This is a genomic window from Photorhabdus hainanensis, assembly GCF_018448965.1.
GTDB lineage: Bacteria > Pseudomonadota > Gammaproteobacteria > Enterobacterales > Enterobacteriaceae > Photorhabdus > Photorhabdus akhurstii.
On the sequence record NZ_RCWD01000004.1, the window covers coordinates 114,638 to 128,416 of the forward strand.

14 protein-coding genes and 1 other RNA gene are annotated in these 13,779 nt (G+C 41.0%); 7 read left to right on the forward strand and 8 right to left on the reverse strand.

The genetic code is table 11. The features are described from left to right. Positions 1-60 precede the first annotated feature (60 nt). A complete protein-coding gene (gene apt, locus EAE92_RS04005; RefSeq protein ID WP_036775164.1) occupies positions 61-612 on the reverse strand; it encodes an adenine phosphoribosyltransferase in 552 nt (183 codons plus the stop codon). 145 nt (positions 613-757) lie between these two features. Between apt and priC the strand changes: the two genes are divergently transcribed. Together priC and rsmS are read left to right on the forward strand one after the other, a co-directional pair. Continuing rightward, positions 758-1,300 carry a primosomal replication protein PriC gene (priC, locus tag EAE92_RS04010; RefSeq protein WP_214067137.1) on the forward strand — a complete coding sequence of 181 codons (543 nt, stop codon included), beginning with the start codon at positions 758-760 and terminating at the stop codon, positions 1,298-1,300. Positions 1,301-1,322: 22 nt separating this feature from the next. Continuing rightward, the gene (gene rsmS / locus EAE92_RS04015; RefSeq protein ID WP_071647076.1) at positions 1,323-1,490 is read left to right on the forward strand and encodes a pleiotropic regulatory protein RsmS; all 168 of its coding nucleotides are present in this window, start codon (positions 1,323-1,325) and stop codon (positions 1,488-1,490) included. Positions 1,491-1,618: 128 nt separating this feature from the next. On the opposite strand, the gene EAE92_RS04020 is transcribed toward rsmS, so the two are convergent. Beyond that, on the reverse strand, positions 1,619-2,056 hold the full coding sequence (locus tag EAE92_RS04020) for a DUF1284 domain-containing protein (RefSeq protein ID WP_214067138.1): 438 nt from the start codon (positions 2,054-2,056) through the stop codon (positions 1,619-1,621). Between the two features lie 122 nt (positions 2,057-2,178). Here EAE92_RS04020 and EAE92_RS04025 point away from each other — a divergent pair, with 122 nt between their 5' ends. Continuing rightward, a complete protein-coding gene (locus tag EAE92_RS04025; protein ID WP_214067139.1) occupies positions 2,179-2,943 on the forward strand; it encodes a 2OG-Fe(II)-dependent halogenase WelO5 family protein in 765 nt (254 codons plus the stop codon). 210 nt (positions 2,944-3,153) lie between these two features. Here the strand turns inward: EAE92_RS04025 and EAE92_RS04030 are convergent, their stop codons facing one another. From EAE92_RS04030 to acrR, 4 genes are all read right to left on the reverse strand, one after another. Continuing rightward, a complete protein-coding gene (locus tag EAE92_RS04030) occupies positions 3,154-3,702 on the reverse strand; it encodes a biotin transporter BioY (protein ID WP_214067140.1) in 549 nt (182 codons plus the stop codon). Between the two features lie 40 nt (positions 3,703-3,742). Beyond that, positions 3,743-4,372: an energy-coupling factor transporter transmembrane component T family protein gene (locus tag EAE92_RS04035; RefSeq protein ID WP_214067141.1), complete on the reverse strand. Its 630-nt coding sequence runs from the start codon at positions 4,370-4,372 to the stop codon at positions 3,743-3,745. After that, positions 4,369-5,043: an energy-coupling factor ABC transporter ATP-binding protein gene (locus tag EAE92_RS04040; protein ID WP_214067142.1), complete on the reverse strand. Its 675-nt coding sequence runs from the start codon at positions 5,041-5,043 to the stop codon at positions 4,369-4,371. The genes EAE92_RS04035 and EAE92_RS04040 overlap by 4 nt, the downstream gene beginning before the upstream one ends. 406 nt (positions 5,044-5,449) lie before the next feature. Then, on the reverse strand, positions 5,450-6,091 hold the full coding sequence (acrR, locus tag EAE92_RS04045; protein ID WP_065389297.1) for a multidrug efflux transporter transcriptional repressor AcrR: 642 nt from the start codon (positions 6,089-6,091) through the stop codon (positions 5,450-5,452). A 129-nt stretch (positions 6,092-6,220) separates the two neighbouring features. Between acrR and EAE92_RS04050 the strand changes: the two genes are divergently transcribed. The 3 genes from EAE92_RS04050 to EAE92_RS04060 all read left to right on the forward strand — a co-directional run bounded on the left by EAE92_RS04050 (position 6,221) and on the right by EAE92_RS04060 (position 11,836). Then, positions 6,221-7,414 (forward strand): efflux RND transporter periplasmic adaptor subunit, encoded by a 1,194-nt coding sequence (locus tag EAE92_RS04050; RefSeq protein ID WP_214067143.1) that lies wholly within the window; start codon positions 6,221-6,223, stop codon positions 7,412-7,414. 18 nt (positions 7,415-7,432) lie between these two features. After that, complete coding sequence (locus EAE92_RS04055; RefSeq protein WP_214067144.1) at positions 7,433-10,582, forward strand: efflux RND transporter permease subunit; 3,150 nt, start codon at positions 7,433-7,435, stop codon at positions 10,580-10,582. A 1,050-nt stretch (positions 10,583-11,632) separates the two neighbouring features. Next, the gene (locus EAE92_RS04060) at positions 11,633-11,836 is read left to right on the forward strand and encodes an HHA domain-containing protein (protein ID WP_011147992.1); all 204 of its coding nucleotides are present in this window, start codon (positions 11,633-11,635) and stop codon (positions 11,834-11,836) included. A gap of 100 nt (positions 11,837-11,936) precedes the next feature. On the opposite strand, the gene ffs is transcribed toward EAE92_RS04060, so the two are convergent. Together ffs and EAE92_RS04070 are read right to left on the reverse strand one after the other, a co-directional pair. Further along, positions 11,937-12,033, reverse strand: an RNA gene (gene ffs, locus EAE92_RS04065) — signal recognition particle sRNA small type. Positions 12,034-12,169: 136 nt separating this feature from the next. Then, positions 12,170-12,616 (reverse strand): YbaY family lipoprotein, encoded by a 447-nt coding sequence (locus EAE92_RS04070; RefSeq protein ID WP_105397723.1) that lies wholly within the window; start codon positions 12,614-12,616, stop codon positions 12,170-12,172. Positions 12,617-12,866: 250 nt separating this feature from the next. Between EAE92_RS04070 and tesB the strand changes: the two genes are divergently transcribed. After that, the gene (gene tesB / locus EAE92_RS04075) at positions 12,867-13,730 is read left to right on the forward strand and encodes an acyl-CoA thioesterase II (RefSeq protein ID WP_110090782.1); all 864 of its coding nucleotides are present in this window, start codon (positions 12,867-12,869) and stop codon (positions 13,728-13,730) included. Positions 13,731-13,779 lie beyond the last annotated feature (49 nt).

Here is a 13,779-nt window from a genome sequence, read left to right on the forward strand (position 1 = left end):
CTAACACAGCCTCACTATAGACAGCGAGGCCGATATGTTAGTAATACGAAAATAAGCAGATTAATGATCTGGGAATTCAAGTAGCGTAAAACTACTTACACCTTGTTTTTGCAGACGCTCAGCACCGCCTAAACCAAGCAAACCAATAATAAAGGCCGCTTCAAAAACTTCACCGCCTAAGCGACGGATTAAACGAACAGTGGCTTCAACCGTTCCCCCCGTTGCCAGCAAATCATCAATAACCAACACCTTATCGTTTTCTTTTACGCTATCTTTATGCATTTCCAACTTATCAGCGCCATACTCTAGATCGTACGTTTCACTCAATGTTTCCCGAGGTAGTTTGCCCGCTTTACGAACAGGAACAAAACCAACACCAAGACGTAACGCAACCGGAGCGCCAAACAGAAAACCGCGAGCTTCTGTGCCAACAACTTTTGTAATGCCTTTGTCCTGATATCGCGCTACCAGAAGATCAATTGTCATTTGGTAGGCAAGAGGGTTATCCAATAAAGTAGTAATATCACGAAAAAGAATCCCTGGTTTCGGGTAATCAGGAATCGTTTCAATGCTGTCTTTAATAAATTGCAGTTGCTGCGCGTTTGCGGTCATAATCGGGCCAATGATGAGTAGAACACGGAGGTTCTAAAATCTATGTAAACTGATAGAAAAAAGCAACTGATGAACACGCATCAGCCTACTTTTTGTCGTCCCAGATTAATTCTGCTTCGCAAGACATAACCATTTTAGGGTATAAATGAATACACAGCCGTTATTAAATTTACTCGAAAAACAGGTCGATATACTGGCGGAAGAGATAGCGCCATTAGCTGACACGCCATTCTCTACTGCCCGGTTTGATCAGGCTTTATTTAACCGACATAGCGATAAACTCCGAGGCTATCTACAAGAAGTCAGGCACAACATGGAACAACTCAAAGAGTGTGTTCAGGATCACCGAACCGAACAGGTCGCATTTCTAACTGAACGCCTAATTGCCCAAATAGAGGCACTAAAGCGTGAATTGTCCACCCAGTCATTGAGAAAAAAAGAGAACCGATTTGAACATAAACAACAAGCTACTGACCTATATCACAAACTGGCTGAACATCAGGATTATGAACGCCGCCTGCTCGCAATGATCAATGATAGAGAGCTAAAATTGAATCAACAAACTACACTTAGTCATCAACAAAAAATACAGAAAGAAATCGCGGCATTAGCCGGAAGGCTAGCACGTTGCCGTCAATCTCTGATGCGAATTGAAAAATCAATCGAATACAAAGAGAACATGGACTAACGATTCAGATGAGGAATGTTTTATGTCCGTCGAACATGCACCACCCGAAGTTCAACTTGCTGTTGATCTGATCTATTTACTGGAATGCAATGAAATCACTCCTGAAATCGCCCTCGCCGCACTGGAAATAGTCAAACACGACTATCAAGCAAAATTAGCGAAGCAATCACAGTCAACGAAGGAGTATTGAGCGATTTACTTCAACACCTTAATAGATTCCCTGATCGATACTATAAGAGATTCACATTTGTCTTAAGTATGTGGTCATACATTCATATCAATATCAGCCTTTGCAAAATTTCAAACGGCTTTATATCGTCACTCGCTCTTTCCGCTATTTCGTTTAAGAAACGTTGAAGAATAATCATCCGCAGCAATTCGAGTGCAAAGCGGTTCCCATTCACAACCTACACAAGCGGCTCTTATGATCCCGCGATTAAAAGCCCATCGAGCCCATTCTAAATAGGTTTCATCAAGCCTCAACGTATAACCTACCTCAACTGATCGGCCCATAAGAGAACCAATGGCTTCCAAAGCTCGACCATCCCGGACAATAACACTCTCGCCAAAACAATGAGGTTTGTCTTCTCCAAGCAAAGGAATACATATGTCATCCGGCCCTGCCACAATCAGAATATCTTCATCCCGAATTCGAGGAATAATCCTATTATAATTTTCAACAAAATCAGGGGAATATCCGTTGCCAGCGTAGGTAAGAATACACAAAAGGTGATGACCTCTCAGAGATATTGTCATTATTGCGCTCCAGAATGTGATCAAATGTTGCATTTTTATACAACCAATGCTATATGATTAATACTGACCATCAATAGATCAGTTTTTCTAATATAAAGAAAATCGGCTAGGAATCGACTACTATGTCGTCACGGTGGGTATCAAACGAGCTTGTCAAATTATCATCAGAAAGCTTGCAGGCAATCATAGATAACAAGATTCCAGCAGCGATGATAGATGATTTTGCAACTAAAGAAGAAGCAGAACAGCTTTCGTCTGCAATACTGAGCATGAAGGCAAAGCCATATGAGTTTGGAAGGCCGGGGTCTTATTTAGGAAATCCACTCGCTCATTACCGTAATCGACCAAAAGAGCAATATTTCGCTCAAGTTAGCGTAGCTGAACAAGATCTCACCCAAATTATCAGTCAAGCTTTTGATCCAGTTGCTCGGTTCATTCGATATATCAATCACGATACAAATTTCAGCATTTCGGTCGCAGAAGAACCGGGATTTGGCCCCTATTTTGCCGGTATCGTCCGGATTATCTCCGGTGGTTCGGATCTACATGTGGACTACGCACCTACTTTTGCGAAAGGAAATTTAGTCGTCGGAGATATATCGACTCAACTTGCCTGGAACCTCTATATTTTATCTCCCTCTCAGGGAGGAGAAACCGTGATCTATAACCAACCATTCAAGAGTACTGTCGTTGATAAAACGTACAAACCGTATGATAGCGCCCCATTGGTTAATTGCGAATCTTTCACTTTTCGACCCCAAATTGGTTCAGTCGTCATTTTCAACACAACTAACCCTCATATTGTCCTGCCTGCAAACAGCAATCGCATTGCAACAGGCTCCTTCATCGGTGTATTAAATGAGAAGAAGTTGATTTTATGGTCGTAATGTATTTCAGTAAGGTATCTGGAATTTGAACATTAAGAGCACTTTTTCTTACCCTACCGCCATTTTATACGTTGTAACAATTATCGCGAGGGAAATGTCGTGATATGCAGCAAAACTACAATTAATTGATATTATATCTGTAATATCATTAAGTTACCGTTAAAGGCTATCGTCCAGTTGCCTGGTCCATAATAAGCACAATGATGACACTTAAGAACGCGACTCAAGGGTGGGATAAGCCCGACGAACCGTCTTCGCAATTAAAATAACCAGTACGATTTTGATAATATCTCCCGGTATGAACCCAATTGAACCTACGGCTGCTTGCCAAGTGCTGATATTAGCAAATAAGGCAATCCACGGAATACCGATGACATAAACAACCATAATTCCACCAAAAACAAGAAATACAGCTTCTTTAAAGGTATTCAGTTTTGCAAGATTCTTCTCATACAAATAGCCGATAACAAAAGCGGCAATCGGCCATGACAAAATAAAGCCACCACTTGGACTGAGAAACACCCCCAATCCTCCCCGCCCTCCAGACATTACCGGTAATCCAACGGAAACAAACACACAAAAGAGCAACAATGCTAATCCACCCCGTTTCGCACCAATAATGGCACCAGCAAGCATTGCTCCCATTGACTGCGCTGTTATCGGAACGCCCACAACGGGAAGTGTCAGTGGCGGAAATAAACCCAGCGCTACGGTTAAAGAGGCAAATAGTGCTATATAAACAATATCTTTGGTAGACATTTAATCCCCCTTTCTTTTCGATAAAGCCACAACCTCTGTTTTACTTGCTGCTTGATTTATTTCTGTCAAATTCTGGATCATAGGACCTAGCTTCAATAGCGGCAGAAATATCGTCTGCCATTTTGAGCATTCGCACAATAACAGGAACTGCAATTGCAATGACACTCTTATCGAGACCTCTTGCTTTCTGCGCCTCCCGTACTTCTTCTGTAATTGACGCCAGAACAGGGATAAACCGCAAAGCAAGCGATAGAGCCAAACTCACTTTTCCAGGATTGATGCCAAGATAGTACAACCATCCAAGGCCCTTTTCCAAGGCGTCGATCATATCAGAAGAGCGAGTAGTAAGAGTGACAAGTGAGGCCAGCAATAAAAGTGAGACAAGACGAACTACCACAAGTACACCTGCGGTCCAGTGGTGTAGAAGCAATTGGACTATAAAAATAAGTACGAAGATCCATAGCGCTGGCCGTAATTGCATCCAAGCAGTTTTTAATGAGATTCTGGCTAATAAGTATAAAAGTACGATACCCGCTAACGCCGCAACAGAGAGATCGATACGTGGAATAACGAAAAGCAATGTTCCCAAAATGACCAAAGAAATAATTTTAAGCCCCGGGCTAACTCTATGTACAAATGATGAACCAGGGTTATACCCAGACAGGCTCATAACATCATCCTTACATATTCAGGAATAGCAATAGAGGGTATGTCATCAACAACGACGCGACCATCATCAAAAACCAGAACACGATCAAATCTCGCCAAAAAATCAAGGTCATGAGAAACTACAATCACAGTTTGAGATAAGTTATCGATTGCTTCGGCAACACGGCGCTTGTTTCGTAAATCCAACAAGGTTGTAGGTTCATCGAAAATAATGTAATCGGGTTCCATCACAAGGACGCCAGAAATCGCAAGGAGTTGTTTCTGACCACCACTTAAAAGATGGGCAGGATGTTCCCTAAATTGAAGTAAATCATACCGAGAAAGAGCTTCCTGCGTTCTTTGCCGAATCTTGTCCTTGGTAAAACCAAGATTTTTCATTCCAAAGGCCAAATCTTCCTCAACAACTGGAAAAACGATCTGATTGTCAGGATTCTGAAATACGAAACCAACTTTACGTCGGATCGCTTTACCCTCCGTTCTGGTGTTCAAACCATCCACCAAAACATCACCACTTTTCGGTACTAATAATCCATTAAGAAGACGCGCAAATGTACTTTTGCCACAACCGTTACTACCTATGATGGCAATCCGTTTTTCCTTAAGCTGCAAATTTAACTCTTTTAATATCACTCGCTCGCCATAGGCATGCGTCACATTTCGTATTTCCAACATAGATAGTTATCTCTTAGCAGCCAGCAACTTAACACTACTCCTACTTAGTACTGTGTCTGCCTACAGAATCCGTAGGGAAAATTCAATCAATATACTAATTTCAGCGTTATCAACCCGTTCCAACTTGCTGATATCACAAGCTCCTGTTCCGCCCTTCTAAATTTGATCAATACATTTTATACAGTCAGAATCTTAAAAATTTACCTTAAGTTATAGTTTTTCTTTGACCTCTTCCCTAACAAAACCGGCAACTGCATCTGATATTAGCAATATTTTCAACTTAGTTTCTCTGTCTCATCTCTTATATAGCAGCAGATAAACAAAGAGCATAAGATAATGATTTTTTGCCATTATCCACATTGTTAGCAATTACTAAAATAGAATTCACCTCTATTATTCTGATTCTTCATTTTTCAGTGATTTTCATATGCTCACTATATTTAAGCATATCGATAAAGCTATCCACTAACGACTCCGCTTCTTTCTGAATATCAAAACTATCTGGCGCAAATAACCAATTTTCCAACAAGCCCGTTATCAATCCTCTTAACATGATAGCCGCTCGCCGCAGATGAAGATTATAAGGAAGCTGACCTGATGCAATACAACCAGAAAGAGACTCTTCAATACGAACATAGTCTGCAACACACAGCTCCTGACGGACTTCCACCAAGGCAGACATTTCACCAACAAACTCACATTTGTGGAAAAAAATCTCCATTAATAGCCGGTTTTTCGGATCGTCAACGACCGACGTCAGGATATGGATGATTAAAGTTCTTAAAATCAGGAGTGGATTATTAGGATATTTTGCTTGATACTCTTTTTCTAATTCGTCAATCTTAGAATCTGTTATTCTACAGGCTTCGGAAAACAGGTCTACTTTATTTTTAAAGTGCCAGTAAATTGCCCCTCGGGTTACCCCGGCTGTTGTGGCAATATCTGTCAGTGAAGTAGCAGAAACACCGCGCTCAGAAAACTCTTTTATAGCTGCGTCTATAATCTGTTGCCGGGTCTCCTCAGCCTGTTGTTTAGTTTTTCGTGCCATACACTCTAATTTTAACCTAAAATGGATTTACATACATTCACGTATGTTTGTATTATAGCATGCTGTTATTAATGGAGTAATGGTTTTACGGATTGAAGGGTCAACATCTAAAAATATTGAGGTTTACTTATGCGAATAAACAGGGGAGTTTTGCCTCTGGCTACAATACTGGTATTCTCAGGCAGCTTAGCTCTTTCAGGATGTAACGACAAAGACTCTCAGCAAGCTGCTGGGAATCAACAGGCTCCTGAAGTCGGTATCGTGACGCTGAAAAATGAACCTCTGATGGTCACGACAGAACTTCCAGGCCGAACGTCAGCCTTCCGCATTGCAGAAGTTCGTCCACAAGTGAGTGGTATAATTCTGGAACGAAATTATAAAGAAGGCAGCGATGTAAAAGCAGGCACATCTTTATATCAGATAGATCCAGCAACTTACCAGGCTACCTATGACAGTGCTAAAGCTGATTTGGCAAAAGCTCAAGCTAATGCAGAGATCACACGCTTGACAGTGAACCGATATAAGTCACTGTTAGGTACAAACTATGTTAGTCAACAGGAATTTGATAAAGCCAGCGCTGACTACGCTCAAGCGAATGCTACAGTACAGGCAGCAAAAGCAACTGTAGAGACTGCCCGTATCAATTTGGCATATACCAAAGTTACAGCGCCGATTAGTGGTCGTTCCGGCAAATCGACTATAACTGAAGGCGCTCTAGTTTCTGTTGGCCAACCAACAGCACTGACAACTGTTCAACAACTAGATCCAATTTATGTGGATGTCACTCAGTCAAGTGATGATTATCTGCGTCTTAAAAATGAAATCGCCAAAGGTGTTGTACAGAAAGGGGACAGTAAAGCTAAAGTTCACCTGATCATGGAAAATGGTAAAAATTACAGTGAAACAGGCTACTTGGAATTTTCTGATATCACTGTAGATGAAACAACGGGCTCTATCACTATCCGTGCAATATTCCCTAATCCAAATGAAGAGTTACTGCCAGGCATGTTTGTTCGAGCAAAACTGGAAGAGGGTATTCGCCGGGATTCAATCCTCGTTCCTCAACAAGGAGTTACCCGTACACCTCGTGGTGAAGCTACTGTCATGGTGGTTGGTGCAGACGAAAAAGTCGAACCACGCATTATCACCGCTAACCAAGCAATTGGTGATAAGTGGCTAGTAACTTCCGGTCTGAAAGCAGGTGATCGGGTCATTGTTACTGGTTTGCAAAAAATTAAACCCGGCATCCCGGTTAAAGCAGCAGAAGTAGACTTAAATGCAAAATCTGCTGCGAACCAAACTGAACCTGCGAAAAAGTCTTAATTTAGGAGTCGGTGATTCATGCCTAAGTTTTTTATAGATCGGCCAATCTTTGCATGGGTAATCGCAATTATCACCATGCTGGCTGGGCTGCTGGCAATTATGAAATTACCCGTGGCGCAATACCCTACTATCGCACCACCGGCGATTTCTATCGCCGCAACTTATCCCGGCGCAGATGCCACCACTGTACAAAACACAGTTACTCAGGTTATCGAACAGAACATGAATGGTATCGACAACCTGGTTTATATGTCTTCCGACAGTGATTCTGCTGGAAACATGAATATCACACTAACCTTTGAAGCAGGTACTAACCCCGACATTGCACAGGTACAGGTACAAAACAAGCTGCAACTCGCTATGCCTCTGTTACCACAAGAAGTACAACAGCAAGGGATACGTGTAGATAAGTCCACAACCTCTTTCTTAATGGTTGCCGGATTCATCTCTGAAGATGGTTCCATGTCACAGGACGATATCTCTGATTATGTTGGTGCAACTGTCAAGGACCCTTTAAGTCGCGTAACCGGTGTAGGTGATACAATGCTTTTCGGTAACCAGTATGCCATGCGTATCTGGTTAAATCCTGACAAGCTTGTTAACTACAAAATGACGACTTTAGATGTAATAAATGCAATCAAAGCGCAAAATAACCAAATAGCCGCCGGTCAATTAGGAGGAACTCCTCCCGTTCCAGGTCAACGCCTGAATGCTTCGATCATTGCTCAAACACGTCTAACCTCACCAGAAGAGTTCAGTAATATTCTCCTGCGCGTCAATACTGACGGTTCTCAGGTCCGTCTGAAAGATGTAGCAAACGTGGAACTAGGTGCAGAAAGCTACAACATCATTGCCCGCTATAACGGTAAACCTGCTGCGGGTATCGGTGTCAAACTAGCGACAGGCGCTAACGCTTTGGATACATCCAAAGCAGTAAAAGAAGCACTAAAAAATATGGAACCTTTCTTCCCTCACGGGCTGAAAATTGTCTATCCATATGACACCACACCATTCGTTAAAATCTCTATTAACGAAGTGGTAAAAACACTGGTTGAAGCAATTATGCTAGTGTTCGTGGTAATGTACCTATTTCTCCAAAATTTCCGCGCAACACTCATTCCAACTATTGCGGTTCCAGTCGTACTCTTAGGAACATTCGCGATACTCGCTACATTTGGCTATTCAATAAATACATTAACCATGTTTGCTATGGTTCTTGCCATTGGCTTACTGGTAGATGACGCCATTGTTGTTGTAGAAAACGTTGAACGTGTTATGCAGGAAGAAGGTCTATCGCCAAAAGAAGCAACCAGGAAATCAATGGGACAAATCCAAAGCGCCTTGGTTGGTATTGCAATGGTGCTGTCTGCTGTATTTATCCCAATGGCCTTCTTCGGCGGTTCAACCGGTGCAATTTATCGTCAATTCTCGATTACTATCGTATCTGCAATGGTACTCTCTGTGCTGGTAGCCTTAATCCTGACACCGGCTCTATGTGCCACTATGTTGAAACCCATTGCCAAAGGTAGCCACGGTAAGCAGGCCGGCGTCTTTGGCTGGTTCAACCGCATATTTGACAAAAGTACCCACCACTATACTGACAGTGTTGGTCGTATTCTACGCAATACAGGCCGTTATCTGGTAATTTATGTACTCCTAGTGGCTGGTATGGCCGTCATGTTCACACGTTTACCATCTTCCTTTCTTCCTGAAGAAGATCAGGGAGTATTGCTGACAATGGTTCAATTACCTGCGGGGGCGACACAGGAACAAACAGAGAAAGTTCTGGATAAAATAAGCGATTACTTCAATACAGAAGAAAAAGATCGTGTGGTTTCTGTATTTACCGTCAGCGGCTTTGGTTTTAGTGGTCAAGGGCAAAACACTGGGTTAGGCTTTATAAGCCTGAAAGACTGGAGTGAACGTCCTGGCGCTGAAAACAAAGTACCTGCTATTGTTGCCAGGGCTAGCGCTCACTTCCAGAAAATCAAAGAAGGTATGGTTTTTGCGTTTAACATCCCGGCAATTGTAGAGTTAGGTTCAGCAACCGGCTTTGATTTTGAATTAATTGATAAAGCAAACCTTGGACATGACAAACTGACAGAAGCCCGTAACCAATTACTTGGCATGATACAACAGCATCCAGATATGTTAGTAGGTGTTCGTCCTAATGGTCAGGAAGATACTCCTCAATATCGGCTCCGGATCGATCAGGAAAAAGCCGAAGCTCTCGGTGTTTCCATCGCTGATATTAACTCAACACTCAGCACGATGTTTGGTAGTAACTATGTGAACGACTTTATCGATCGTGGTCGCGTCAAAAAAGTTTACGTTCAGTCGGAAGCACCTTATCGTATGTTGCCAAGTGATATCTACAAGCTGTATGTCCGTAACAAACAAGGTGAAATGGTTCCATTTTCTGCCTTTATAGATACATCCAAAGAACCCTGGACCTACGGCTCACCACGTCTGGAACGTTACAACGGTTTACCATCAATGGAAATTCTGGGTGAAGCTGCTCCAGGTAAAAGTACCGGTGACGCAATGGCCCTGATGGAGGAGCTAGCATCCAAACTACCAAATGGGATCGGTTTCGATTGGACCGGTATGTCCTATCAAGAACGCCTATCCGGTAATCAGGCTCCAGCTCTGTATGCATTATCATTGATAGTGGTATTCCTCTGCCTGGCAGCACTATATGAAAGCTGGTCAATTCCATTCTCAGTTATGCTAGTAGTACCATTGGGTATCGTTGGGGCCTTGCTAGCGACAACATTCCGCGGTTTGGATAACGATGTTTACTTTAAAGTTGGTTTGTTAACCACTATCGGTTTGTCGGCGAAAAACGCGATACTCATCGTTGAATTCGCTAAGGATCTGATGGAAAAAGAGGGCAAGGGGTTGATAGAAGCTACGCTAGATGCGGTAAGAATGCGTCTTCGCCCAATCCTAATGACATCACTAGCATTTATGTTAGGTGTTATTCCCCTAGTACTGAGTAATGGTGCAGGCTCCGGCTCTCAAAACGCAGTAGGTACTGGCGTATTAGGCGGAATGATTGCAGCAACCTCTCTAGCAATCTTTTTCGTACCAGTATTCTTTGTGGTTATAAGACGACGTTTCAGTAAGAAAGCAGAGGAGATTGAACCTGCGTCAGAATCTCATTAATGCTACCAACAATAACCAGAAGGCCGTCAAATCGGCCTTCTTAATATAATGGTTGCTTCCGTCTGGCAAGATTCTGATCATTAACCTATCCGCTTAATCTTTAAGTAATTTTGTTTAAATTTAATTATGATCACCACTTATGAGTATAAAATAGCTTTAAAAATCCAAGCATTAGTGACTTTAATAAAATTAATATGAAAGTTGTCGGACAAAAATTACTTTATCTTTTTTTACACTAAATGACAAAAAACAATACCAGCACATAGTGACTTATGTAATAATGATGTTATATTCATTGATTATTGTAGCCATCAGGCTATAATCTGCCGTTACTGGTATCTGAGAGTAATACTGTTTTATATAAACCTACATATTAACTCACACATACTAGCCGATATTTATAGTTTATTGAGTTAAGGTATGAATTTTTGTTAAGAGCTGATCCTGATTTACCAGAAGAAAATCAGAGCTATCTGTAAAAAAGATAAATAATCCCAAAGAACGATTATAGATACATAATAATAATCTCTCGAAAAAAATTTTATAATACGTGTATATGCTTAGTGTTTAACTCAAAAAATTAAGTAATGGCATATACTGGAAGATCAACATAGCATGGATGAATATTCACTCAAGATGACATAATATTGATGAATTAAAATGCTTATGTAAGAATCTAAGGCAAGAGGCACGTCTAGTGCAAAGTACACAGAGATGAGACTGGTTGTGGAAATAATTTTTACATCTCAGGATAATTTAGAACTAAACAAATAGAACGAATACATATCAACTTTCGTTTGGTACTTTAAAATAAAATATTCTGATGATTTCAACCTTCTCTCTTAAATTGATAAATGTATTGATAATACATATACTTACAAATTTCTTGGAAACAAATTTAAGATTGGCGTTTCCAGACTTGTGGAATGGTAAAAACTAATGAACGCTCAATCAGCGTCCTGTTACAGGATTTAAGTTGTTCCTTGAGCAAAATTTGATTGAATATTTCCCTCAATAATTTTTTATATATGTTAAATAAGAAAGGCGATTATGACTAAAACTGATTATCTGATGCGTTTAAGAAAATGCACCACGATTGATACACTAGAACGTGTAATTGAAAAGAACAAATATGAACTTTCAGGAGATGAACTTGAACTATTCTACTCTGCTGCGGATCACCGCCTAGCTGAGCTGACCATGAATAAACTGTATGATAGAATTCCACCTTCAGTATGGAAATACGTTCGCTAAAATAGTCTTTATCAGATAGAAAGTGATCCGAGCCGGTAAAGTGCTATCGGCTTATTTAGATCATCTATTTATTTAGGTTATCAATGAAAATTGGCGAGGGCTCTGCCAGCGACATCCCGGCACACACATCCCCTGCTATGGCTGCTTCCTTCCGGACCTGACCAAGTTAACAAGTTAGCGTTGCGGGAGAACCAACAGAGCCCCCATTGCGACGTGTTGCTTTAACTTCTAAAGCGGCGCCATTATCATTCATACCTACTCAAATAGCAAGATAAGCAGACCCGAATGCTGATTTATTGAACATTGCAAGTCAATGCAATTTAAGGAAATACATTATCTAACGGCTTTCAGCGTAATTTCGATATCTTTAGTCTTCCCATTATTAATCACTTCATATGCTGTATCTGTAACAAACATCAAGCGGCTATGCAACGAAACAGAAGCGCTGACAACAATGCGCGCACCCGGCTTAATTTTATCTGGCTGATAAGGCAAAACAAAATGAAAAGGTGATTGTTTCCCACCTAAACGCTCTACCTTCTGAGACAGAGTAACTGAAGGTGCATCAAGCAAAGATACATCAGATAAAGCCACTGTCAGCACAGCATCTGCTGGCAATGCTATACGCTGTAGTATATTAATATTGCCTTCAACAAAAGACCGTTTCATTGGGTTTTCAATCTTTCCCACCTGAGTATCGACTACTTCAGCACCTTTGGCATTACACCCGACCAAAGCAACCGCTAGTAGTACGCCAGCGGGGAGCTGCCATAACCTCATACACATTCCTCCATTATTAACTAATCTATATAAACATTAAAATAAATTGAAATATCAGATCATTAAATCTAAATCATTTGAATTATAGATTAAAAAATTGAATATAAAACGCCAATAAATCTCATATTCTTTATTGCGCTACTGTCAGGACTTAAAACATTTACAATTTAGTTATTTATTAATCATCTATTAATGAGACAATAATCATCCCTTGTACTCTCGATAACCTAATAGAAAACAAAGGCATATTATGAGCAAGTCATTACAGAATCTGATAAATTTGATGAAATTGGAAAAAATTGAGGAAGGTATTTACCGAGGGCAAAGTAAAGATCTCGGTTTTCCTCAGGTTTTCGGGGGACAAGTGATTGGTCAGGCACTGTATGCAGCCAAACAAACCGTTGTCGATGACCGGATGGGCAACTCTTTTCATAGCTATTTCTTACGCCCCGGAGACAGTCACAAACCTATCGTCTATGATGTCGAAATTCTACGTGATGGAGGAAGTTTTAGTGCCCGGCGAGTCAGTGCCATTCAAAATGGCAAACCTATCTTTTATATGACTGCCTCATTTCAAAGTCACGAAGAAGGTTTTGAACATCAGAATATAATGCCGGATGTACCATATCCAGAAGAACTTATCCCTCAGAACGAAATCGTGAAAAAGATGTCGCATCTACTGCCACAGAAGATGCAGAATATTCTTCTCTTTCCCTGCCCGCTAGAAATGAGACCCGTAAAATATCACAGTCCATTTAATTGCCCACCAGAAGAACCTATACGCTATGTTTGGTTCCGTAGTAATGGCAATATGCCTGATGACCCTTTTATTCATCAATATCTACTTGGCTATGCCTCCGATTTTAACTTTCTGCCAACAGCATTACAGCCACATGGTGTCGGGTTTCTTGAAAAAAATATTCAGATAGCAACAATTGACCATTCTATGTGGTTTCACCGTCCGTTTAAACTAGACGACTGGCTACTATATGCTATAGATAGTCCATCAGCTTCCGGTGCTCGTGGTTTTGTTAGGGGACAAATTTATAATCGTGAAGGGGTACTTGTTGCTTCCACTGTACAGGAAGGTCTGATTAGGAAACGCAACAGATAAATGAATAAGGCAGCATATTTTATGGTTTTATTGCTGCCTTTTAATATTA